The organism is Pseudomonas sp. B611, from assembly GCF_055407965.1.
This window is the reverse complement of record NZ_JBUZST010000032.1, coordinates 1-22,467: the sequence shown is the minus strand read 5'-3', so window position 1 is coordinate 22,467 and position 22,467 is coordinate 1. Positions and strand designations below refer to the sequence as shown.

Annotated in this window: 19 protein-coding genes; 10 read left to right on the top strand and 9 right to left on the bottom strand. The window is 61.6% G+C overall.

Annotated features, from left to right (window positions below):
• Nucleotides 1-194: 194 nt before the first annotated feature.
• From ACZRMO_RS29780 to ACZRMO_RS29770, 3 genes are all read right to left on the bottom strand, one after another.
• On the bottom strand, nt 195-527 hold the full coding sequence (locus ACZRMO_RS29780; protein ID WP_242551650.1) for a hypothetical protein: 333 nt from the start codon (nt 525-527) through the stop codon (nt 195-197).
• Nucleotides 528-556: 29 nt separating this feature from the next.
• Complete coding sequence (locus ACZRMO_RS29775; protein WP_463975234.1) at nt 557-1,294, bottom strand: hypothetical protein; 738 nt, start codon at nt 1,292-1,294, stop codon at nt 557-559.
• Between the two features lie 252 nt (nt 1,295-1,546).
• Entirely contained in the window at nt 1,547-3,046 is a 1,500-nt protein-coding gene (locus tag ACZRMO_RS29770; RefSeq protein ID WP_463975233.1) for a CoA-acylating methylmalonate-semialdehyde dehydrogenase, read from the bottom strand.
• A 109-nt stretch (nt 3,047-3,155) separates the two neighbouring features.
• On the opposite strand from ACZRMO_RS29770, the gene ACZRMO_RS29765 reads away from it, so the two are divergent.
• Complete coding sequence (locus ACZRMO_RS29765; RefSeq protein ID WP_463975232.1) at nt 3,156-4,094, top strand: LysR family transcriptional regulator; 939 nt, start codon at nt 3,156-3,158, stop codon at nt 4,092-4,094.
• A gap of 15 nt (nt 4,095-4,109) precedes the next feature.
• Here ACZRMO_RS29765 and ACZRMO_RS29760 read toward each other — a convergent pair whose 3' ends face one another.
• Nucleotides 4,110-4,547 carry a hypothetical protein gene (locus ACZRMO_RS29760; protein WP_463975231.1) on the bottom strand — a complete coding sequence of 146 codons (438 nt, stop codon included), beginning with the start codon at nt 4,545-4,547 and terminating at the stop codon, nt 4,110-4,112.
• Between the two features lie 446 nt (nt 4,548-4,993).
• On the opposite strand from ACZRMO_RS29760, the gene ACZRMO_RS29755 reads away from it, so the two are divergent.
• From ACZRMO_RS29755 to ACZRMO_RS29745, 3 genes are read left to right on the top strand one after another with little or no spacing between them, the layout of a single operon-like run.
• Nucleotides 4,994-5,938, top strand: coding sequence for an ornithine cyclodeaminase family protein (locus tag ACZRMO_RS29755; RefSeq protein WP_463975230.1), 945 nt, complete (start codon nt 4,994-4,996; stop codon nt 5,936-5,938).
• A complete protein-coding gene (locus ACZRMO_RS29750; RefSeq protein WP_463975229.1) occupies nt 5,935-7,068 on the top strand; it encodes an NAD(P)/FAD-dependent oxidoreductase in 1,134 nt (377 codons plus the stop codon). The genes ACZRMO_RS29755 and ACZRMO_RS29750 overlap by 4 nt, the downstream gene beginning before the upstream one ends.
• Complete coding sequence (locus ACZRMO_RS29745; RefSeq protein ID WP_463975228.1) at nt 7,068-7,697, top strand: helix-turn-helix transcriptional regulator; 630 nt, start codon at nt 7,068-7,070, stop codon at nt 7,695-7,697. The genes ACZRMO_RS29750 and ACZRMO_RS29745 overlap by 1 nt, the downstream gene beginning before the upstream one ends.
• Nucleotides 7,698-8,528: 831 nt before the next feature.
• On the opposite strand, the gene ACZRMO_RS29740 is transcribed toward ACZRMO_RS29745, so the two are convergent.
• Together ACZRMO_RS29740 and ACZRMO_RS29735 are read right to left on the bottom strand one after the other, a co-directional pair.
• Nucleotides 8,529-9,305, bottom strand: a complete 777-nt coding sequence (locus ACZRMO_RS29740) for an ABC transporter substrate-binding protein (RefSeq protein WP_463975227.1) — start codon at nt 9,303-9,305, stop codon at nt 8,529-8,531.
• Nucleotides 9,306-9,409: 104 nt separating this feature from the next.
• Nucleotides 9,410-10,432: a LacI family DNA-binding transcriptional regulator gene (locus ACZRMO_RS29735; RefSeq protein WP_463975226.1), complete on the bottom strand. Its 1,023-nt coding sequence runs from the start codon at nt 10,430-10,432 to the stop codon at nt 9,410-9,412.
• Between the two features lie 190 nt (nt 10,433-10,622).
• Here ACZRMO_RS29735 and ACZRMO_RS29730 point away from each other — a divergent pair, with 190 nt between their 5' ends.
• The 3 genes from ACZRMO_RS29730 to ACZRMO_RS29720 all read left to right on the top strand — a co-directional run bounded on the left by ACZRMO_RS29730 (nt 10,623) and on the right by ACZRMO_RS29720 (nt 14,082).
• Nucleotides 10,623-11,639, top strand: a complete 1,017-nt coding sequence (locus ACZRMO_RS29730) for a Gfo/Idh/MocA family oxidoreductase (RefSeq protein WP_463975225.1) — start codon at nt 10,623-10,625, stop codon at nt 11,637-11,639.
• Nucleotides 11,636-12,595, top strand: coding sequence for a sugar phosphate isomerase/epimerase family protein (locus tag ACZRMO_RS29725; protein ID WP_463975224.1), 960 nt, complete (start codon nt 11,636-11,638; stop codon nt 12,593-12,595). Before ACZRMO_RS29730 ends, ACZRMO_RS29725 begins: the two co-directional genes overlap by 4 nt.
• A 68-nt stretch (nt 12,596-12,663) precedes the next feature.
• The gene (locus tag ACZRMO_RS29720; RefSeq protein WP_463975223.1) at nt 12,664-14,082 is read left to right on the top strand and encodes a sugar porter family MFS transporter; all 1,419 of its coding nucleotides are present in this window, start codon (nt 12,664-12,666) and stop codon (nt 14,080-14,082) included.
• Nucleotides 14,083-14,090: 8 nt separating this feature from the next.
• On the opposite strand, the gene gbdR is transcribed toward ACZRMO_RS29720, so the two are convergent.
• The 3 genes from gbdR to ACZRMO_RS29705 all read right to left on the bottom strand — a co-directional run bounded on the left by gbdR (nt 14,091) and on the right by ACZRMO_RS29705 (nt 18,891).
• Complete coding sequence (gbdR, locus tag ACZRMO_RS29715) at nt 14,091-15,167, bottom strand: choline metabolism transcriptional regulator GbdR (RefSeq protein ID WP_463975222.1); 1,077 nt, start codon at nt 15,165-15,167, stop codon at nt 14,091-14,093.
• Nucleotides 15,164-16,573 carry a GABA permease gene (gabP, locus tag ACZRMO_RS29710; protein WP_207044594.1) on the bottom strand — a complete coding sequence of 470 codons (1,410 nt, stop codon included), beginning with the start codon at nt 16,571-16,573 and terminating at the stop codon, nt 15,164-15,166. Before gabP ends, gbdR begins: the two co-directional genes overlap by 4 nt.
• A 152-nt stretch (nt 16,574-16,725) precedes the next feature.
• Entirely contained in the window at nt 16,726-18,891 is a 2,166-nt protein-coding gene (locus tag ACZRMO_RS29705) for a TonB-dependent receptor (protein ID WP_463975221.1), read from the bottom strand.
• Nucleotides 18,892-18,994: 103 nt separating this feature from the next.
• On the opposite strand from ACZRMO_RS29705, the gene ACZRMO_RS29700 reads away from it, so the two are divergent.
• The 3 genes from ACZRMO_RS29700 to ACZRMO_RS29690 are packed head-to-tail and all read left to right on the top strand — an operon-like array spanning nt 18,995 to nt 21,688.
• Nucleotides 18,995-20,167, top strand: coding sequence for an MFS transporter (locus ACZRMO_RS29700; RefSeq protein WP_463975220.1), 1,173 nt, complete (start codon nt 18,995-18,997; stop codon nt 20,165-20,167).
• Between the two features lie 36 nt (nt 20,168-20,203).
• The gene (locus tag ACZRMO_RS29695) at nt 20,204-20,719 is read left to right on the top strand and encodes a sigma-70 family RNA polymerase sigma factor (RefSeq protein WP_463975219.1); all 516 of its coding nucleotides are present in this window, start codon (nt 20,204-20,206) and stop codon (nt 20,717-20,719) included.
• On the top strand, nt 20,720-21,688 hold the full coding sequence (locus ACZRMO_RS29690; RefSeq protein WP_463975218.1) for a FecR domain-containing protein: 969 nt from the start codon (nt 20,720-20,722) through the stop codon (nt 21,686-21,688).
• The last annotated feature ends 779 nt before the right edge of the window (nt 21,689-22,467 follow it).

The following is a 22,467-nucleotide window of genomic DNA, read 5'->3' as shown; positions in this document are numbered from 1 at the left end:
TACGCATATCCAAACACCTCAGATTTGGGCGCTATCATAGCGCCCGATTGAAGTGTCCAAAATCATTAGGCCAGTTCAGCTTGCTCGCGAATGCGGTGTGTCAGTGGATATAGAGGTGACTGACACACCGCATTCGCGAGCAAGCCCGCTCCCACAGTTTGACCGCGTGCAGGCTTTGGTTATTGGGGGAGCGATCAAAAAACGTAACAGCTGCTACGGTCTTCATTCTCATAGCGCCACGACTGGATAATGCCCTCACCCGAGACGAGCACGGAGTATCGACAGTCGCGGATCCAGGTCACGAAGTAGCGCTGGCTATCGCCCTCCTTCACCACCTGGTCATAGACCTTGTTCTTGTTGACCGGGGACCAATAGGAATCGCCACAGCCGCGGCTGCAGTCGTCATAGAGGTGGGCGTCGAAGCGCGTGCCGACGAACGCATTCATACCGCTCGTCCATACCGAGTAAGACGGCGCACAACCCGCCAGCAATGTGCCCAACAAGGCGATACCCATGATTGCTTTCAACGCATTCTCCAGAGGCCAGGGAAAGTCATTTATCGTGACGCCGGGCTGGTTTCATCATCTTTATAGGCCGAAATCAGCATGTAGAGGGCGACCAGCAACGCGTAAACCAGCGTCAGGATAGACAACCAGAAAACCCCGTATCGGGCCATATGCGCGTCGAGGCCAATGACCTCCTCAGCCACGCGAACCTGTGCCACGCCATCGCTGTAGCCGATGTGCACGTCTTTCTCCATGAGCGTTTTCAGATCACCCTGGAAATAAACCCAGACCCTATAGACGCCGTTTTGCACAATCGCCGGAATCTCCACGCTGCTCATCAAATCCGGTTTGAGGGTATCGATACGCGATTCGTCGCGGATCTGCACGACGCCTTTCTCAGGTAGCTTGATGTGCACTTCCTTGATCACCTTGCTGCCGGTGTTCCTGAGGGTGATCAACAGCCTGACGGGGTAGTTGTCAGGGCCCCTTTCGAACGGAGCGGCGAACAAGGCCTGATAGGGCGCCTGGCTCAGGTCAACGATCTTGTTGATCTGTTCGTGGCTGAGGGCACCGTTGCCGGCTTGCTTGATGTCGTCATACAGGCGCGTGTAATCGAGGTGTTCCTTAACCGTATCCAAGCGCTCGGTGAATAGACGTGGCGCACTGTCGTATTGGTAGGAAAGATCGGCTTCGAGTCTGTTGTCGTCCTTTAGCACCATATAAATGGTCAGGACTGATAGCAGTGCCCCCGGCAAGGCCAGCAATACTCCGAATTTTACCCAGCTCAACGTGGCATTTCCCTATTGATTGATTTGACGGTGTTCGCTCGCTGGGTGAGCGTGCCAAGTTCCTTCAAGTAGGGCAAGCACCCCGCTCCTGGCGATGGGGCATGTTCTGGAGAAGCGCAAAAACATGTGGGAGCGGGCTTGCTCGCGAATGCGGACTGTCAGTCACCAATATTTCGACTGACACACCGTATTCGCGAGCAAGCCCGCTCCCACACAAGCCCGCTCCCACATTGGAGCTTCTACAACTTGGGATTATTTGGAGACCGGCATAGCGAACTCGGCACCCTGCTCGATACTCTCCGACCAACGCTGCATGATCGACTTCTGCTTGGTATAGAAGCGCACACCCTCAGTGCCGTAGGCATGCATGTCGCCAAACAGGCTTTTCTTCCACCCACCAAAACCATGCCACGCCATTGGCACCGGGATTGGCACGTTGATGCCGACCATGCCCACCTGGATACGCCGAGCAAACTCGCGGGCGATGTTGCCGTCGCGGGTGAAGCAACTGACGCCGTTGCCGAACTCGTGGTCGTTGACCAGTTTCACCGCTTCGCCGAAGTCGCTGACGCGCACGCAGGCCAGCACCGGGCCGAAGATTTCTTCGCGGTAGATGCTCATTTCCTGGGTCACGTGGTCGAACAGCGTCGCGCCCAGCCAGAAGCCATTTTCCAGGCCGGCCTCGGTCGGCACGTAGTCACGGCCATCCAGCAGCAGTTGGGCGCCGGCCTGCACGCCTTGTTCGATATAACCGCTGATGCGTTCCAGGGCTGCGCGGGACACGATCGGGCCCATCTCGGCTTTCAAATCGCGGCCATCGGTAATGCGCAGTTGCTTGGCGCGCTCGGTCAGGGCGGCGATGACTTTGTCACCCACATCGCCCACCAACACCGCCACGGAGATGGCCATGCAGCGTTCGCCGGCACTGCCGTAGGCGGCGCCCATCAGGGCATCCACGGTTTTTTCAATATCGGCGTCGGGCATCACCACCATGTGGTTTTTCGCCCCGCCCAGGCCTTGCACGCGCTTGCCGTGGCGGGCACCGGTTTCGTAGATGTATTGGGCAATCGGCGTAGAACCGACAAAGCTCACGGCCTTGACGTCCGGGTGTTCGATCAACGCATCTACCGATTCCTTGTCACCCTGCACCACGTTGAACACGCCTTTGGGCAGGCCGGCTTCACGCAGCAGTTCGGCCATGAACAACGAGGCGCTTGGATCGGTCGGGCTTGGCTTGAGAATGAAGGTGTTGCCCGCCGCGATGGCGATCGGGTACATCCACATCGGCACCATCACCGGGAAGTTGAACGGCGTCACGCCCGCGACAACGCCCAGCGGCTGGCGCATGGTCCAGTTGTCCATGCCCCGGGAAACCTGGTCGGAGTAGTCACCTTTAAGCAGGTTTGGAATGCCGCAGGCGAATTCGAGGATGTCGATGCCACGGTCCACTTCGCCCTGGGCATCGGTAAACACCTTGCCATGCTCGGCAACGATGATGCGCGCGAGGTCGTCTTTGCGCGCACGCAGCAGGTGCAGGTATTCGAACAACACCCGCGCGCGGCGGATCGGCGGAGTGTCAGCCCAGCCGTCAAACGCGGCCTGGGCAGCGGCGACGGCTTCGGCCACGGTCTGGCGGCTGGCCAGGGCGACGCGGCCGGTCTTTTCACCGGTGGCCGGGTTGAAGACGTCCTGATAACGATCATCGCGGGACACGCGCTGGTCGTTGATGTAGTGCTCGATTGTAGTTGTCATGGCAGTCGATCCCAGGTGGATAAGCGTTGGACACACGATAGGCTTTCGCTTTGTTCCAAACCAGAGCAGAATCCTGAACTTATTGTCCACCTATGCGAACAATACACTCATGGAAAAGGCTGAGATCGAAGGGCTCTGGACCCATATCCATTGGCTGTCGGTGCTGGAAGAACACGGCACCTACACCGCCGCCGCCGCGCGTTTGGGGGTGAGCAAGTCGGCCGTGAGCCAGCGCATTTCCGACTTGGAAAAGGCCACCGGCACCCGCCTTGTCACCCGTACCACACGCAGTGTGCGCCTGACAGATGCCGGGTTGTCGCTGACCCGCGAAGTGCGCAGCGCCTACGCGCAAATCGCCCGCAGCTTCTCGTCGGTGCGCGATTCGGTCGGGGAGATTCGCGGGCTGGTGCGGCTGACAGCGCCGGTGGCGTTTGCCCGTCAGCAACTGGTACCGCATCTGTCGGAATTTTTGCAGTTGTACCCGCAGGTGCGCATCCAACTGGATGTGTCGGATGCGTTGAGTTCGCTGGCGGCCGAGGGCTATGACCTGGCCGTGCGCCATGGTTTCCAGGTGCCGGAAACCCATGTGGCGTGGAAGTTGTGTGATACCGGCTCAGTACTGGTCGCGACTCAGGACTACCTGCAACGCCACGGTGAACCGCGTGAGCCCGGCGATTTGTCCACGCATAACTGCCTGTTCTATCCGCGCGGCACCGACCAGCCCGCTTGGACCTTCGAACGCGGCAGCAAAAACGTCGAGCGCCTCACCGTGCCCATCTCCGGCAGCTTCGCCACCAACAACAGCGAAGCCCTGCGTGATTCCGCCCTCAACCACCTGGGCATCGCCCTACTCCCGGATTTCAGCGCCCATGCCACGCTGGCCAGCGGCAAATTGGTGCAGGTGCTCAAGGACTGGACACTCAAGGGCGCGTTTGCCGATGAGATCTACCTGATCCGCCCGTATTCGCCCCATGTGCCGAAGTCGGTGAGTGTGTTGGTGGGTTATCTGAAAGAGAAGTTATCAGGGGGGTTCAGGTTTGTTGGCTGAGCGCCCCTTGATTGCCTAGTAGGTGATCGTAATAAAGTTGCTCGGTTGGAAACCGTAATTTTGCAGCACGGCGGAAATGGACGATATCTGTTGACTGGTCAGCGTTGGGAGAGTTGAAAGGATATTAAAAATTGGAAAACTACCCGCCGCGCTAGTGAAACAGTGCCACTCGACCAGCGCAGTAAGGTCAGCCCAAATGTTCACCGTTGAAACATTCCACCCTCCATACCCATCAGGCGCAGAGCCTGGGTTTGGGGAAACAATATTCACGGTGACATCGGTGGCAAAAATATTATTCACCCCGACGACTCGCAGGTGATACCACCCACTCCCATTGGCGGCAGGACGTTCCACATCAACCCGCCCGATGGCCCCCACATACAATGCTGGCAGGAAAGGAAACCAAACCCTGGGTTTGGTCGCCAGTATTTGCGACTGATTGGTGGCTGCCACTCCACCATTTACCTTCTGATAAACCCATCGAAAATAACTCGCATTTCCCAGCGGTGTGTACAGCCTGAAACCGGAAGGCAGCGATCCCAACGTAGTAGCAAGGGCAGCAGGGAACGGAATCCCCACAGGGCGAGGCGTGCACGCCCCATCCCTGATAGCCGGATCATCCCAGGCCAACGGTTGCGCGACGGCCCCCGAGACAAAGGCAGCACAGACAAGTCCAGCACACAGGCTCCGCAGTTTCATTCTTTTCCCTGCCTCTATTCATCTCCAATGCGCTTGAGACTAATGAACCGGCCGGGCGCCGTGACCTGTCAACGTTGACAGGTCGCTATACTTTTTCGCGATCATCGGCGTGGCTGACTCTGTAGCTTTATGCCGCGGGATATTGCCAGATAGAACCAAAAGTCCATAATAGACAAAACAGTTCAATCACGGAGACTCCCATGTCCAGCACCCCGCAAGTGATCAACCAGGCCCAAGCCCGCGAACTGCTGGCCCAGGTCGATGTACCGCAGGTCCTGCACAAACTGTTTCGTGACCTGGCCGCCGGGCAGGCGGTGCAGCCGGCACAGCAACTGGTGGAATTCCCCCACGGTGCCGGCGACTTTATCAACTACCTGGGCGTGCTGGCCGAAGACGGTGTTTATGGCGTGAAAACCTCGCCGTATATCGTGCGTGAACAAGGACCACTGGTGACGGCCTGGACGCTGTTGATGTCGATGCACACCGGTCAGCCGCTGCTGTTGTGCGATGCCGCCGAGCTGACCACCGCACGCACTGCCGCGACGACGGCGCTGGCGGTGGACGCGTTGGCGCCGTTATCCGCGCGGCGCCTGGCGATTATCGGCAGTGGCAAGGTGGCCCAGGCCCATCTGCACTATGTGAAAAACCTCAGGGACTGGCAAAGCATCAGCCTGTTTTCGCCAGGCCTGGGCGGCGCCTCAGCGGATGCCATCACGCACCTCAAGAGCCTTGACCCTCGGCTGACGATCGCGCCTACGTGCGATGCCGCTATGGATGACGCCGACGTGATCCTGCTGTGCACCTCATCGGCCGGCCCGGTGATCGATCCTGCCCGCTTGAGCAAACCGGCCCTGATCACCTCCATCAGCACCAACGCCCCGCGCGCCCATGAAGTGCCGCCGCAGTCGCTCAATGCCATGCAGGTTTTCTGCGACTATCGCCAGACCACCCCAGGCTCGGCGGGCGAGATGCTGATCGCCACGGAACAACACGGCTGGGACAAACGCCACATTGTCGGCGACCTGCCCGAACTGCTCAGCGAACATGTACAACGCCCGTCCTACGACCGTCATGTATTCTTCCGCTCCATCGGCCTGGGCCTGGAAGACATCGCCCTGGCCAATGCCCTCTGGAGACACCTATGAGCCACGCAGACTTCATCATCATCGGCGGCGGCATTGCTGGCGCGTCCACCGGTTTCTGGTTGTCGCAGCACGGCAAGGTATTGGTGCTGGAGCGCGAAAGCCACCCGGGTTATCACTCCACCGGGCGTTCGGCGGCGCTGTACACCGCCGCCTATGGCACCCCACAGGTGCGCGCGCTGACCCTGGCCAGCCGTGAGTTTTTCGACAATCCGCCAGTCGGGTTCTGCGAGCATCCATTGCTGACGCCACGGGGCGAAATGACCGTGGACTTTACCGGCGATGCCGCCGAGCTGAACGCGCAATACCTGAGTGCCAAGGCCACCGTGTCGCAGGTTGAACTGCTCAGCGCCGACGAAGCCTGCGCGAAACTGCCGATCCTGCGCCGCGAAAGAGTCCACGGTGCGCTGTATGACCCGACCGCCAGCGATATCGACACCGACGCGCTGCACCAGGGCTATCTGCGTGGCATCCGCCGCAACGGTGGCGAGGTGCTGACCGATCACGCCGTGCAGGGTTTAAGCCGTGATGCCGCAGGCGTTTGGCAGGTACAGGCTGGCGGAAAAACCTACACCGCCCCCACCCTTATCAACGCCGCTGGCGCCTGGGCCGACCACATCGGCGCAATGGCCGGCGCCGCGCCCATCGGCCTGCAACCCAAGCGCCGCTCGGCCTTTATCTTCGCCGGCCCCGAAGGCGTCGACAGTCACCACTGGCCAATGCTGGTGGCGCTGGACGAATCCTTCTACATGAAGCCCGACGCCGGCATGTTCCTCGGCTCGCCGGCCAACGCCGACCCGGTGGAGCCCCAGGATATCCAGCCCGAAGAACTGGACATTGCCATGGGCATCTACCAGATCGAAGAAGCCACCACCCTGACCATCCGCCGCCCGACCCGCACCTGGGCCGGCCTGCGCAGTTTTGTCCCGGATGGTGATTTGCTGTCCGGCTACGATCCCCAGGTACCCGGCCTGTTCTGGGTCGCGGCGCAAGGCGGCTACGGCATCCAGACGTCGCCGGCCATGGGCCAGGCCAGTGCGGCACTGGTACGCGGCGCGCCCTTGCCGGAGCCACTGGCGCGGTTCGGCCTCGACGCTGGTATGCTCTCCCCCGCCCGCCTGGAGCCCCATTGATGAACAACGCTGAACAAGAACAGAGCATGCAGAACTTTCGTGCGATGGCCGACGCCATCGCCACGTTGTTCTTTCCCCACGCCGAAGCGGTGCTGCACGATTTGCGCTCGCAAAAGGTCGACTACATCGCCAACAACCTGTCGAAACGGGCGATTGGCGACGACTCGGCGCTGGAGGATATGCTCAGTGATGACGTCAGTGACGTAAATATCGGCCCGTATGAAAAGCTCAACTGGGATGGCCAGAAGATTCGCAGCCTGAGCACGGTGCTGCACGACCACAAGGGTCGGCGCCTGGCGGTGTTGTGCATCAACCTGAATATTTCGCTGTTTGAAAACGCCAAGGCGGCGCTGGACCTGTTCCTCTCGCCGAGCAAGCTAATTCCGCAGCCGGACTCGTTGTTTCGCGATGACTGGCAGGAGCGGATCAATACGTTTTTGCATGCGTGGATGCGGGAGCGGCAGTTGAGCTTGAACCTGCTGACTCGGGATCATAAACGCGAGTTGGTGTTGGCGTTGCATGCCGAGGGCGCGTTCAAGGGCAAGAGTGCTTCGAACTATGTGGCCAATGTGTTGGGGATGGGGCGGGCTACGGTCTATAAGCATCTCAAGGAGCTGAAGGGCCTTTGAGTGTGGGAGCTGGCTTGCCTGCGATGGCGGCTTGTCGGGGTACATATCCGTTATTTAGGTAACGGCGGCTTAGGGTTCCGCCCTTACGGCGGCTCACTTTGGAAAAGCCGGAGTGCCGGCCCAGCCCAAAGTAAGCAAAGGGCTCTTGCCCCAACACTCGGTGCCTCGCCTAGGCTCGGCATGCCCGTAATCCGACATGGATTTGGGGGGCCGCCGCCACGCGCCATCCATGGCGCGGGGCGGCTAAACCGGCATCCCTGCCGGTTTACCCCCCAAATCCATGCCGAATTCCGGCCAGCGTGTTTAACGGGGCGCCTAAGATCAAAATCAAAAGCAAAGCGAGGCGGCCTGACAGCCGACCTGATCGATGAAGCGGGCGCGGTCTCCTGTGGGAGCTGGCTTGCCTGCGATGGCATCAACTGTGCCTGATGTGCCGAGGTGTCAGCATCGCAGGCAAGCCAGCTCCCACATTTTGAACCGAGATCGACACAAAGAATCGGTCGGCTCTAAGGCCGCCGCGCTTTGGCTTTTGATCTTCGTCGCCCCGTAAAACCACGCTGGCCGAACGCAGGCTTGAATCCGTGGGCAACCCGGCAGGACGCCGGGTTAGCCGCCCCGCGCCATGGATGGCGCGTGGCGGCGGCCCACGGATTCGAGCCTGCGTTCGGGCACACCGAGCCTAGGCGAGGTGCCGAGTGGTGGGGCGAAGGCCTTTTGCTTACTTTTTGGCCTTTCCAAAAGTGAGTCGCTGTAAGAGCGAAACCATAAGTGGCCGTTACCTAAATAACGGATATGTACACCGACACACCGATACACCGCCGTGGCTCAGCATCAATCCCCGTAAATATCAGACTTGAAATACTGCTCCGAAATCTTCTGGTACTCACCACTCGCCCGAATCCCATCAATCGCCTTGTTCAACTCACTGACCAACTCACCATTGCCCTTACGCACCGCGATCCCCGCACCCTCGCCCACATATTTAGGGTCCTTCAGCTCCGGCCCGACAAACGCGTAGCCCTTGCCCCGTGGCATCTGCAGGAAGTCATTCAGCGGGATGGTATCGGCAAAGATCGCATCCAGGCGCCCGGCCGCCAGGTCCATGTAGATTTCTTCGTTGTTGCTGTAGCGCTTGACGGTAATGCCCTTGGGTTCAAACACCTCGGTGGCATAACGGTCAGTGGTGGTGGCGCGCTGCACGCCGACGGTCTTGCCCTTGAGGCTGGCGTATTGGTCATCCACCACGGCGCCGTCCTTCATCACCAGGCGCGAGGACGTGAAGTAGTACTTGTGGGTGAAATCCACCGACTTCTTGCGGTCTTCGTTGATGGTCATGGACGACAGGGCCAGGTCGATTTTCTTCACCTTGAGGGAAGGAATCAGGCCGTCGAACTCACCTTCGACCCACACACACTTGACCTTCATCTGCGCACACAGGGCATTGCCGATGTCGTAGTCAAAGCCGACGATCTCACCTTTTTCGGTCTTGGAGGCAAACGGCGGGTAAGCCGCTTCGATACCGATACGCAGGGTCTTTTCCGCCGCCAGCAGGTGGCTGGAAGCGAACAGACCCAAGGCCAGGGCGGTGATGAGGGGGAGTTTCTTCATGATGAGGTTCTCGCGGGTTGTTGTTGGTTTGGCAAGAGAGAAGAAAACGCTGCAGCAATTGTTTTGTACTTATAATTCCATACTGGACTTTTACGTCTTTATCGTCAATCACAGTTGTAGCGCGTATGCACCAGCACCCGGGTGAACGCCGGTGCGGCCCGCGCGCCCTCCCGTGCCCCGCGAATCCAGCGTACCGCCGCCGCCACTTCGCCGACAAAGTCGTGGGACACCACGTAGTCCATCACCCCGGATTCGAGCATCGCGCGGGTATGCCCGGTCAACTCGTGCCCGACGAACACCGGCCGCTGTTCAGCAGGGATGGTACCGATGGCCTGCGCCACGCCACGGTTGGCCCCGGCCACGTTGTAGATCGCTGCCGGGTAGTCGTGTTTGGAGAAGTACCGCATCAGTTGTTCGGCTGTGGTCTGCGGACGGTCGTCAGACGCCATCCGCTCATCGATTTTCAGGTGTGGGAACTCCGCGCGCAGTACCCGCCGAAAGCCCATCTCACGCTCCTGCTGGCAACGGAACGCCATGCTGGTGACCAGCAGGATCTTCGCCTTCTGCCGCGCCAGCGCGTTGCCGATCAGCAAGCCGGCGACGCTGCCGGCGGCGTATTGGTCGTTGCCCACGTAGGCGCTGCGCCCCGAGTTGGGCAGGTCGGTGGTGAGGCACACCACCGGGATGCCCTGGCGGCACAGGCTGCGCACCGCGCGGTTGATCGCCGGGTGCTCGCGGGACACCACAATCACGCCGTCGGCCGTGGCGCCATCGGCCTGCACAAGGTCGGCGAACGCCGCCGGGTCAACCTGGTTGGTCGGCACGTAATACCCGTGCACCACCACGCCGGGGGTCGAACTGTTCACCGCCTCCTCCGCCTTGGCCAAGGTGGCGTTGAAGGTCTCGCCGGAATCGCAGAACAACTTGATATGCAAGGTCGCGGTGCCGTTGGCCAGGTCCTGCTTGAGCTTATCCAGCGCCGCCAACACCTTGAGGCGCGTGCTTTCGCGCACGTTCGAGCGGTTGTTGAGCACACGGTCGACGGTGGCGACGCCGACTCTGGCGACCTTGGCGATCTGCTCGACAGTGGGGCCTTTCCAGAACGGTGCGGGGGTTTGTTGAGGCATGGCGTCACGTCATAAATGATGGAAACGCCATCAGTTATAAACCGTAACGCGCCATATCCCGAATAGTTTGTGCCGCCGTATTTGATGGTTTATCCATCAACTTTGGCCCTTGCTCGTCCTTGAACCCGGCGTGGTCGCTGCCAATAATCGCCCCATAACAATCACAACAACCCGTCAGGATTCCCCCACCATGAGCATCCGCATCGCCGTGATAGGCGCCGGCATCATGGGCGAAGACCACGCCCGCATCATTGCCCAGGATTTACCGGGCACCACCCTCCAAGTGATCTGCGACGCCAACCCCGAACGCGCCCGTGAAGTGGCCCAGCGCTACGGCGCCGTGGATGTGGCCACCGACCCGTTGGCCACCCTGGCCCGCACCGACGTGGACGCCGTAATCATCGCCAGCCCCGACGCCACCCACGCCGCGCTGTGCCTGGCGGCCATCGACCTGGGCAAGCCGGTGTTGTGCGAGAAACCCCTGTCGCCCAGCGCCGAGGAATGCCTGGCGGTGATCGACCGCGAAGTAACCCTGGGCCGCCAGTTCATCCAACTGGGCTTTATGCGCCGCTTCGACCCGTCGTACCGCGAGATGAAACACGCCCTGCACAGCGGCGCGATCGGCCGCGCGGTGATGATGCATAACTTCCACCGCAACGTCGCCGCACCGGCCAACTTCAGCGGGCAGATGGCGATCAGCAACTCGGCGCCCCATGAGTTCGATGTGGTGCGCCACATCCTCGACAGCGAATACAGCGCGATTTCGGTGTTCCAGCCGGCGGGCGGCATCGGCGCGCCGGTGTTCATGGTGCTGGAGACCCACGCCGGGCACCTGGTGAATATCGAGGTCAACAACAACGCCCGCTACGGCTACGACGTGCGCGGCGAGCTGGTGGGCGAGCAAGGTTCGGTACAACTCGCCAGCCCGATCCACGCCCACTACAACAGCGGCTTGCAGGCCGTGCAGCGCTACGCCGCCGACTGGCGCCCCCGCTTTGCCGAAGCCTACCGCCTGCAAGACAAAGCCTTCGTCGAGTTCGTGCGCAGCGGCCAGTTCCCCGCCCACGCCGCCACGGCCTGGGACGGTTATTGCGCCACGCGCGTCGCCGAAGCCGGCGTGCAGGCGTTGAGCGAAGGCCGCCGCGTCAGCCTGCCCGCCCTGGATACCCCGCCACTTTATCTGCCACGTGAAGGAGCCTCGCTATGAAACTGGGATTTGTCACCGATACCCTCGGCAACCTGCCGTTGGGCGATGTGCTCAAGCACGCTGAACGCATGGGCCTGTCAGGCCTGGAAGTGAACACCGGGGGCTGGTCCACCGCGCCGCACTTCAATCTCCAGCAGATGCTCGACAGCAACGCCGCACGCCGCGATTTCACCCGCAGCTTCGAGCAGCACAACCTGGAAATCATCGCCCTCAACGCCAACGGCAACCCGCTGCACCCGACCCAGCCGGAACAGGCGCAATGCCTCAAGGACACGATCCGCCTCGCCGGTGAACTGGGGATCAAGACCGTGTGCACCATGTCCGGCCTGCCCGAAGGCCAGGCCGGCGACCGCATGCCCAATTGGGTCGTCGCCTCGTGGCCACCCGAGACACAAACCATGCTGCGTTACCAATGGGAAGAACGTCTGCTGCCGTTCTGGAGCGAAATCGCCGACCTGGCCAAGGCCCATGGCGTGGAGCGCATTGCCCTCGAATTGCACGGCAACCAGTGCGTGTACAACGTGCGTTCGCTGCTCAAGCTGCGCGACGCCATCGGCCCGGTGATTGGCGCCAACCTCGACCCGTCCCACCTGTTCTGGATGGGCGCCGACCCCCTGGCCGCCGCCGACGCCCTCGGCGACGCGCTGTACCATGTACACGCCAAGGACACGATGCTCAACGCACCGGTACAGGCGGTGGATTCGCTGCTGGAGAACGGCTCGCTGATGGACGTGTCGGCGCGCAGCTGGTCCTATATCACCCTGGGTTTCGGCCATGGCGAACAGTGGTGGCGCCAGTTCTGCTACCGCCTGAAAATGGCCGGCTACGACGGCTGGTTGTCCATCGAACACGAAGATGTACTGCTCAACAGCCTGGAAGGCCTGGAAAAATCCGTCGCGCTGATGCAAGGCGTAATGCCGGTCGCCGCCAGCGACTTCAAACCGCAAGCGATCTGACGCCCACCCGAACCGCGCTCAACCACGCCTGGGGTTGAGCGCCCTCTCGTTTCAGTCGGAATATCACAATGACAATTAATTCCTACGGAAATACGGCGGACGCCACCGGCCTGCCCCTCAATACGGAGAAGCGCCAGGCCCGGCGCTACCTGCAAAAAATCACCTCGGTCGCCACCTTTGGCGGCCTGCTGTTTGGCTTCGACACCGGCGTGATCAACGGCGCGCTGCTGTACATGAAAGACGACCTGGGCCTGACCCCGCTGACCGAAGGGCTGGTCACCAGCTCACTGTTGATCGGCGCCATGCTCGGTGCCTTGGTGGGCGGGCGCGTGTCTGACCTGCAAGGCCGACGCCGCAATATCCTCTACCTCGCCGTGGTGTTCTTTATCGGCGCCCTGGCCTGCGCCCTGGCGCCCGACTTCAATGTGATGATCACTGCGCGCTTCATCCTCGGCCTGGCCGTCGGCGGCGCCTCGGTAGTGGTGCCGGCCTACCTCGCCGAGATGTCACCGTCCCATATCCGTGGGCGGATCATCACGCGCAACGAGCTGATGATCGTCACCGGCCAGTTCCTCGCGTTCACCACCAATGCGTTGCTGGGCAACCTGTTTGGCGACCTCGACGGCGTGTGGCGCTGGATGCTCGCCCTCGCCACCCTGCCCGCCGTCGCCCTGTGGTTTGGCATGCTGTACATGCCCGAAAGCCCGCGCTGGCTGGCGACCAAAGGCCGCTTCAAGGAAGCGTTGGACGTGCTCAAGCTGGTGCGCGAAGAGTATTACGCCAAGGAAGAAATCGCCGCGATCACCCGCCAGATCAGCAACGAAAAATTCGTCAAAAGCGGCGGCTGGCGTGACCTGTCGAAAAAAGGCGCGCGGCGCGTGTTGCTGATCGGCATCGGCATTGCCGTGACGTCACAGCTCACCGGCGTCAACTCGATCATGTACTTCGGCACGCAGATCCTCACCGAAGCCGGCCTGGCCCAGAGCAGCGCGCTGATCGCCAACGTGGTCAACGGCGTGATCTCGATTGCCGCGACCTTTATCGGTATCTACCTGCTGGATCGCGTCGGCCGCCGGCCGATGATGTTGTTCGGCTTCGCCGGCACCACCCTGTCGCTGCTGATGATTGGCCTGGTGTCCACCTGGTTCGATCCCTCGGTGACACGCGCCCTGCTGATCCTCGGCGCCATGGCGTTTTTCCTCGCGTCGATGCAAGGGCTGATCGGCCCGTCGTTGTGGGTGATGCTGGCGGAGATTTTCCCGATGCGCATTCGCGGCGGCTGCATGGGCATGGCGATTGCCGGGCTGTGGCTGACCAATGTGCTGATCGGCCTGTTCTTTCCCACGCTGGTGGCGACCATTGGCATCGGCCAGACCTTCTTTGTGTTCGCCGGCGCGGGCGTGGTGTCGCTGATCTTCGTCGCGGTCTGTGTGCCGGAGACGCGAGGCAGTACGCTGGAGGAAATCGAGCAGCGCCTGTACGACTGACCCTCAATTCAAGGCTTCAGGTTCTTGATACTGGCAAACGTCGACTCGCCCCGCGCCTGCTCCAGCACGTTGATCGGCATGGGCGCAGGCGCGGTGTGAATGATCGGCTTGACCACGATGGAGCGCTCACTGTCGGTGGCCGAGCGCTCGTCGCTGGGCGGCACGCCGAAGTATTCGCGGTAGCATTTGGAGAAGTGCGGCGTGGACACAAACCCACAGAGCACGGCCAGTTCAACGATGGAAATCGGTGTCTGCTTGAGCAACTGCCGCGCGCGAATCAGCCTGAGCCTGAGGTAGTAGCGCGAGGGTGAACAGTGCAGGTACTTCTGGAACATGCGCTCAAGCTGGCGCCGTGACAACGCCACGTAGGCGGCCAGTTCGTCGAGGTTGATCGGCTCTTCCAGATTGGCCTCCATCAACGCGACGATGTCCTGCAGCTTGGGTTGCTGCGTGCCGAGCATGTGCTTGAGGGGCACGCGCTGATGATCCTGCTCGTTGCGGATACGCTCGTAGACAAACATGTCCGAAATCGCGGCGGACAGTTCATGCCCGTGATCACGGCCGATCAGGTGCAGCATCATGTCCAGCGGCGCCGTGCCGCCGGAGCTGGTGAGGCGGTCGCGGTCGAGGGTGAACAGGCTGGTGCTGAGCGTCACCCGTGGAAAGGCTTCCTGCATGGCGGCCAGCCACTCCCAATGCACGCTGCATTCATAGCCATCGAGCAAGCCGGCCCGCGCCAGCACCCAACTGCCGGTACAGATGCCACCGAGGCGTTTTGAATAACGTGCCTGGCTGCGCAGCCACTTGACCAGTTCGCCGGTTACGGTGCCTTGGATACCGATACCGCCGCACACAATCACGCTGTCAGCCACTGGCACGCTATTGATTGAACCGTCCGGGGTGATGGGCACACCGTCGCTGGCCCACACCGGGTTGCCATCCAGGCTTGCCGTGTGCCAGCGGTACAGCTCCTGGCCGGCCAGCTGGTTGGCCATGCGCAGCGGCTCCAGGGCCGACGCCAAGGAGATCAGCGTGAACTGGTCCAACAGCAGGAACACCAAGCTGTTGATCGGCCGCGCGGTCATGGCTGGGTGGCTGCGGCTACGGCCTGTGCTTGGGGTTCGGGGTGCCGCGCAGTGATCAAGCCGACAAGGGCAATCAGCAAGGCCAGCACCAGGGTGGATGACACCTCGAAGCGGTGCGCAGGCGTGACCAGCATCACCGTCAATGCGCCACAGATGAAGGCGATGACCAACCAGGTCAGCCAGGGAAACAGCCACATCTTGAACGTCAACGTGACGTTGCGGCGCAACAACACCTTGCGCATGCGCAGTTGCGACACGGCAATCACCAGGTACACCAGCAAGGCAATCGCGCCGGAACTGGCGAGCAAAAACTGGAACAGCCCGGCCGGCATGAAGTAGCTGAGCAAGGTCACGCCCGCTCCCAGTACCGTACTGGCGATCACCGCACCCCGTGGCACGCTGGCGGCCGAGGTCTTTTTCATCAGGGCGGGCGCATCACCGCGCTTGCCCAGGGAAAACAGCATGCGCGAGGCGATGTAGATCGAGGAGTTCATGCAACTGGCCACGGCGATCAACACCACGATATCCACCAGCAGCTTGGCATGGGGAATGTTCATCAGTTCCAGGGCGCGCTGATAGGAGCCCACCGAGGCCAGCAGCGGGTCATCCCAGGGCACCACGGAGATCACCACGAAGATCGACAACACGTAGAACACGCCGATGCGCCACATCACCGAACGGGTCGCCCGCGCGATGTTCTGCGCCGGGTTGCTCGACTCGGCGGCGGCGATGGTGACGGCTTCGGTGCCGATAAAACTGAACATGATGGTAATGAACGCGCCGACCACCGCCGACAGCCCATTCGGCGCAAAACCGCCGTGTTCCGCCATCAAGGTGCTGAGCCCGCTGGCTTCGCGCTCGGGAATCCAGCCCATCAATACGGCAAAGCCCAAGCCAATGAACCCGATGATCGCCACCACCTTGGCCATGGCAAACCAGAACTCGAATTCCCCGTACTTGGACACGCTGAACAGATTGGTCACCACCAACAAAAAGATCGACAACAAGGCGAAGAGCCAAGCGTCGATCTGCGGGAACCACTGGTTGAGGATATGCCCGGCGGCCAGGGCTTCGATGGGGATCACCAGCACCCAGAACCACCAGTACAACCAGCCGATGGTAAAGCCGGCCCAGCGGCCGATGGCCTGGTCGGCGTAGGTCGAGAACGAGCCGGTGTCCGGGTTGGCCACCGCCATCTCGCCGAGCATGCGCATGACCAGCACCACCAGCAGCCCGGAAAACAGATAGGCCAACATCACCGCCGGCCCCGCCGCCGCAATCGCGTGCCCCGAACCGACAAACAACCCCGCGCCGATAATCCCGGCGATGGAGAGCATGGTGACGTGGCGCGGCTTGAAGCCCTGCGCCAACTGTCCGTTGGAATCCTTGGTGTTCAGGCTATTCATCGTTGTTTTTATTCTCGGTGATCGACGTAAGGCGTACTGACTGAAGAGTCAGGCGATCATCATTTCTTAATGATGAGTCACCTTACGCGGGCCGGCTGGACCGAAAATAGCCTGTGAGCGGCATAAATGCGTCTGATATCGACATCCGTGCTCTAGAAATCCACGCTGGCCGACAACTGCAACGTACGCGGATAGCCCGGTGAAAACGCGCCGTACGACGCCACGCCCGACCAGTATTCGCGATCAAACACGTTCTGCACCGTGGCACGGAACGTGGTGGGCCGCCCGTCGATCTTCGTCGCATAGCGCGCGCCGGCATCGATTCGCGTCCACGAATCCAGCTGCTGGGTGTTGGCCTGGTCGACGTACTGGCGGTCGGTATAGATCGCGCCGCCCGTGAGGGTAAAACCTTCCAGCCCCGGGGTGTCCCACTCGGCCCAGAGGTTGGCCTGGATATCCGGCACGCCCACCGGCTTGTTGCCACGGTTGGCGGCGGTGGCGGATTTAGTCAGCTCGCCGTCGAGGAAGGTGACGCCACCCATCAGGCGGGTGCCGGGGGCCACTTCGCCAAACATACTCAGCTCGACACCCCGGTTGCGCTGTTCGGCCTGCACCGAATACACACCATTGGCCCCGGTTTCGCCGCTGGGCTTTTCGATCTGGAACAACGCCACTGTGGTCATGAAGGTGCCGTGTTCGTACTTCACACCGAGTTCGTGTTGCTTGGACTCGTAGGGCGCGAAGGTTTCCCCGGCGTTGCTCGCCGTGCCCGGTGCCGCGTCGCCCTTGCTCAAGCCCTCGACATAGTTGTAGTACAGCGACACATCCTCCCAGGGCTTGACCACCACTCCGAGCAACGGCGTGTTGGCGCTGGCGTCATATCGCGCGCTGACGCCGCCAGTGGCGTTGTAGTTACGCGACTCGATGGCTTGGTGGCGCATGCCGAGGGTCAACTGGATGCGGTCGTCGAGCATGCCAAGGGTGTCGGTCAACGCGATGCCGGACAGTTCTGTTTCGGAAATGCGCAACACCTTGGGCGTGTTGATGTATTGCTTGGGCGTGTCCACCGGGTGGTAGATGTTGGAACGGATCAGCGTGCCGTTGTTGATGCCCCGCGACAATTCATCCGTGTAACGGGTCGCCATCAGCGTGGTGGTGTGCGTCACCGGGCCGGTGGCAAAGAGTCCGCGCGCGCCCACGTCGGCGGTCGAGCGGTCGACGTTGAATTTGTAGTAGCCCGGTATGTTGCTGGTGTCGCCGGCGTCATTGAGGATGCGCGGCACCTGGTCGGACCTGCGCTTCACATCCGAACGCCCGCCACCGGCATGGGCGAACACCGTGAGGTTGTCGTTCAGGTCATATTCGCCGCCGAGCAGCAGCGACTGCTCCTTGGTGTCCGACCAACCCCACTGCTGCGGCAGGCTGGTGCGGCCATTCGGCGCCGACGGCACCTGCACGCCCGGTTGGATGGTGAAGGGTCGCGAGGCGCCCTCCCAGCTTTCCTTCTGGCTGATGTAGTCAAGGTTCAAACGCAGGCGCTCGCCGCGATAATCCAGGGCGATGGCACCGATGCCGACGTCGCGGCTCTGGTTGTCCACGGCCGTGTCGCCACCCTGCAGGCTGCCGTTGAAGCGCACGCCAAACTGGTTTTCATCACCGAAACGGCGGCTGATATCGAGGTGGCCGCCGACCTGGCTGTCGGAGGCATAGCTGCCGGTAAAGCGCGTCAAATCCTCATCCAGCGGACGCTTGGGCACGATATTGATCACCCCGCCCACACCACTGTTGGGCGAAATGCCGTACACCAGCGCACCCGGGCCCTTGAGCACTTCGATGCGCTCGGCGTACTCGGTAAATGCGCGGTAGTTGGGCGCCACGCCGTACACGCCGTCGAACGCCAACTCACCGAGGTTGCCCTCGCCAATGGCAAAACCCCGCACGAAAAACGAGTCGACAATACCGCCCGACTGCCCGGTGGAACGCACCGAAGGGTCGCGCTCCAACGCATCGGCGACGGTCACGGTTTGCAGGTCGGCGAGGGTCTTGGCGGTGTAGCTGGTGACGCTGAACGGGGTGTCCATCACGTCCTTGTTGCCCAGCATGCCCAGGCGCGCGCCACGGGCGACCTGGCCACCGGCGAACACCTCGGGCAAGGTCGTGGGGCCACTGTAGACAGCGTTGACGTCTGTCGCGTCAAGGGTCAGGCTCTGCGCGCTGTCGTCGTGCGACTCGGCGGTGGCGGCCCAGGCGTTGCCGCTGGCGGCGGCCAACAACAGGGCAGTACGGATGGCAAATGTTAACCGGCTGGCAACGGGCATGACGTCGGGGTCCTTGCATCAGATGAGAATTACTCCTGATGCCAGCCGACCGGCGAAAAAGTATCAGCCCCCCGTACATTTTTTTGAAAACCGAGACTGAGCCATGCCACCGACCCGCGTCCTGATTTGCCTGCTGTTCGCGATCCAGCTCGTGTCGATGGGCGCGATGGAAATGAGCGGGCCGTTCTGGCCGGTGCATCTGCGCGGGTTGACCCACTCAGACGCGCTGTTCAGCTTCGCCAGCATCGCCGTGTACGTCGGGCCGATGCTCGGCATCCTGCTGACCAGCGCGTTCTGGGGGCGCATCGGCGACCGTCATGGGCACAAGCTGATGATGATCCGTGCCTTGGTCGGCCTGACCCTGACCCAGTTGGCGTTGGCGTTGGTCAGCGACATCTGGGCGATCCTGCTGCTGCGTTTTTTGCAGGGTGCGTGCGCCGGCTATATCGCCCCGGCCCAGGCGTATGGGGTGAGCATCGAAGTGCCGGCGCGGCGCGCACGCCTGTTTGCGCTGTTGCAGATTTCCACCAACGTCGGCTCGCTGCTGGGCGCGGTGCTCGGCGGTTTGATCCTCGACCACGCGACGTTTTTCTGGATCAACCTCAGCGCTGCCGCACTCTGCGCGGTGTGTACGGTGATTGCCGCGTTGACCTTGCCCGATGTGCCGCCGCAGAAGAAAACCGTGGCCGCGTCCAACGCCGTGGTATGGCGCGGTTCGGCGCTGCTGCCGCTGTTGGTGGTGATGGGCATTCTGCTGTTGGCGCGGCTGCTGCCGCAGACCTCGTTCGCGCTGTATGTGAGCAGCACGTTCAACGTCAGCAACGCCTGGGTCGGCCTGTGCTATGGCTTGCTCGCGCTGGGTTTCATCCTGTCCGCGACCACGTGGGCGCGGTACTTCGAAGGCCGCACCAGAGCCGACTCGCTGCAACGCATCGCCTGGGTGGTGCTCGGCTGCATCGCCCTCACCGCCCTGGCCGGCATCACTCGCAACCCGCTGGTGTTTGCCCTTGGCTACCTGGTGTGGGGTGTGTTGCTCGGCGCCACGACACCGGTGCTCATGGCGCTGATTTCCAAGACCGCCGACAGCGCAAGCCAGGGCCACGTGCTGGGGATCGCCCAGGGTACGGCGCAATTCGCCTCGATTGCCGGCATCTCGCTCGGCGGGTTGCTCAGCCAGGTGTATGGGCTGGCGTACACCTACCTGTTCGTCTGCGTGGCCTACGTGCTGGCGCTGCTTGCGATTCTCGCGTTGCGCTCACGCAGGGTTGTCCCTTAGCATTGGGAATACTTCTCAATTGCACGGTTGCGCGTCATGAGCGAAATCCTCGAAGCCGATAACACCCAGCACCTGCGCGCAATCGAGGCGCTGTACAGCGGCCATCACGGCTGGCTGTACGCCACGCTCAAACGCAAACTCGGCAATGCCATGGATGCGGCGGACCTGGCCCAGGACACCTTCACCCGCATCCTCGCCTCCCAGGTGACGGTGATCGACCAGCCACGGGCCTACCTGACCTGCGTGGCCAAGGGCATCCTGGTCAATTGGTACCAGCGCAAGGCGCTGGAACGCGCCTACCTGGAAGCCCTGGCCAGCGCGCCGCTGCAAGAAGCACCGTCGGCCGAAACCCACTTCATGGTGCTGGAGACCCTGCACGAAATCGACGCGATGCTCGACGCGCTGCCGCCACTGGTCAAGCGTGCGTTCCTGCTGTCGCAACTCAACGGCCTCAAATACGACGACATCGCCACGCAACTGGGCGTATCGCTGATCACCGTCAAACGCTACATGAAACAGGCGTTTGTGCAGTGCCTGATGCTGGTGGAATGAATGCTCAGCCTGCGCAAGGAACCGCCGCTGCCCGCTGACGTCCTCGAAGAAGCCGCCGAATGGTTGATGCGCCTGAGCGAAAACGACCTCAGCGCCAACGAACGCGCTGAATGGGAGCGCTGGAAGGTCAGCAGCCCCGAACGTGACCGCGCCTGGGCCCGGGCGCAGTTGCTGCAAAGCAAGCTCGGCGGTTTGCCGCCGGCCCTGGCGATGTCGGCGCTGGATCGCCCAAGTCATCCTGAACGCCGCGCGGCGCTGGGCAAGCTGGCGTTGTTGCTGGCAGTGATGCCGGTCGGCTGGGGCGGTTGGAAGCTGGCGCAGTCGCAGCAATGGACGGCGGATTACCGTACGCATGTCGGCGAGCGCCGCGAGCTGGTGCTGGCCGATGGTTCGCGTATCACCCTTAACACTGACACTGCGATCGACGTGCGTTTTGATAGCCAGCAGCGGCTGGTGCAGTTGCGCGAGGGTGAGATCCTGGTGCAGACGGCTTTGGATGCCTCACGGCCATTTTTGGTCAGCACCCGTCAGGGCCATATGCAGGCGCTGGGGACGCGCTTTACCGTGCGCGAACTGGGTTCGCGTACTTATCTGGCGGTGCTTGAGGGGGCGGTGAAAGTGGTGTTGGCTGAGAATCGGCAGGGTGCGCCGTTGGTGGTTAATGCGGGGCAGCGTACGGATTTTTCTGCGCAGATGTTTGGTGGGGTTGAGGTTGTTGACAAGAATGTTGGGGCTTGGACGCAAGGGATGTTGATGGCGGACAAGATGCGCCTGGCGGACTTTGTGGCGGAGCTGGCGCGGTATCGGCGGGGGTTTGTGCGGTGTGATCCCGGGATTGCGGATTTGCTTATTTCTGGGGCGTTTCCGGTTGGTGATACGCAGCGTGCGTTGAATATGTTGGTGGGGACTTATCCGGTGGTTGTTAGGGGGCATTTGAGTGGGTATTGGGTGACGCTTTCGGCGGCTTGATGGTGGTTTTTCGGTGTGTATATCCATTATTTGGGTAACGGCTGATATTGGTTCCGCCCTTACGGCGGCTCACTTTTGAAGAGCGCAAAAGTAAGCAAAACGCTCTTGCCCCAACACTCGGTGCCTCGCCTAGGCTCGGCATGCCCGTAATCCGACATGGATTTGGGGGGCCGCCGCCACGCGCCATCCATGGCGCGGGGCGGCTAAACCGGCATCCCTGCCGGTTTACCCCCCAAATCCATATCGGATTCCGGCCAGCGTGTTTAACGGGGCGCCTAAGATCAAAATCAAAAACAAAGCGAGGCGGCCTGACAGCCGACCTAGTCGATGAAGCTGGCGCATTCCCCTGTGGGAGCTGGCTTGCCTGCGATGGCATCAACTGGGTGTGCCTGATGTACCGAGTTGCCTGCATCGCAGGCAAGCCAGCTCCCACAGTTGCCGGTTCCCACAGTTGAAAAGTGAACACCATGAAAAATACCGGTCGGCTCTAAGGCCGCCGCGCTCTGACTTTTGATCTGGGGTCGCCCCGTCAAACACGCTGGCCGAACGCAGGCTTGAATCCGTGGGTAACCCGGCAGGACGCCGGGTTAGCCGCCCTGCGCCATGGATGGCGCAGGGCGGCGGCCCACGGATTCAAGCCTGCGTTCGGGCACACCGAGCCTAGGCGAGGTGCCGAGTGTTGGGGCGTGTACGGGACAACCACATGGGTTACAAAAAAGTGCATTCACATAGGTGACACTTTGATTGAAACATAGCCGTTCTTAGCATCTCTGGCATCG

Coding starts and splice junctions, on each gene's coding strand:
- ACZRMO_RS29770 (WP_463975233.1), bottom strand. CDS start 3,046: ATGACAACTACAATCGAGCACTACATCAACGACCAGCGCGTGTCCCGC.
- ACZRMO_RS29765 (WP_463975232.1), top strand. CDS start 3,156: ATGGAAAAGGCTGAGATCGAAGGGCTCTGGACCCATATCCATTGGCTG.
- ACZRMO_RS29755 (WP_463975230.1), top strand. CDS start 4,994: ATGTCCAGCACCCCGCAAGTGATCAACCAGGCCCAAGCCCGCGAACTG.
- ACZRMO_RS29750 (WP_463975229.1), top strand. CDS start 5,935: ATGAGCCACGCAGACTTCATCATCATCGGCGGCGGCATTGCTGGCGCG.
- ACZRMO_RS29745 (WP_463975228.1), top strand. CDS start 7,068: ATGAACAACGCTGAACAAGAACAGAGCATGCAGAACTTTCGTGCGATG.
- ACZRMO_RS29740 (WP_463975227.1), bottom strand. CDS start 9,305: ATGAAGAAACTCCCCCTCATCACCGCCCTGGCCTTGGGTCTGTTCGCT.
- ACZRMO_RS29735 (WP_463975226.1), bottom strand. CDS start 10,432: ATGCCTCAACAAACCCCCGCACCGTTCTGGAAAGGCCCCACTGTCGAG.
- ACZRMO_RS29730 (WP_463975225.1), top strand. CDS start 10,623: ATGAGCATCCGCATCGCCGTGATAGGCGCCGGCATCATGGGCGAAGAC.
- ACZRMO_RS29725 (WP_463975224.1), top strand. CDS start 11,636: ATGAAACTGGGATTTGTCACCGATACCCTCGGCAACCTGCCGTTGGGC.
- ACZRMO_RS29720 (WP_463975223.1), top strand. CDS start 12,664: ATGACAATTAATTCCTACGGAAATACGGCGGACGCCACCGGCCTGCCC.
- gbdR (WP_463975222.1), bottom strand. CDS start 15,167: ATGACCGCGCGGCCGATCAACAGCTTGGTGTTCCTGCTGTTGGACCAG.
- gabP (WP_207044594.1), bottom strand. CDS start 16,573: ATGAATAGCCTGAACACCAAGGATTCCAACGGACAGTTGGCGCAGGGC.
- ACZRMO_RS29705 (WP_463975221.1), bottom strand. CDS start 18,891: ATGCCCGTTGCCAGCCGGTTAACATTTGCCATCCGTACTGCCCTGTTG.
- ACZRMO_RS29700 (WP_463975220.1), top strand. CDS start 18,995: ATGCCACCGACCCGCGTCCTGATTTGCCTGCTGTTCGCGATCCAGCTC.
- ACZRMO_RS29695 (WP_463975219.1), top strand. CDS start 20,204: ATGAGCGAAATCCTCGAAGCCGATAACACCCAGCACCTGCGCGCAATC.
- ACZRMO_RS29690 (WP_463975218.1), top strand. CDS start 20,720: ATGCTCAGCCTGCGCAAGGAACCGCCGCTGCCCGCTGACGTCCTCGAA.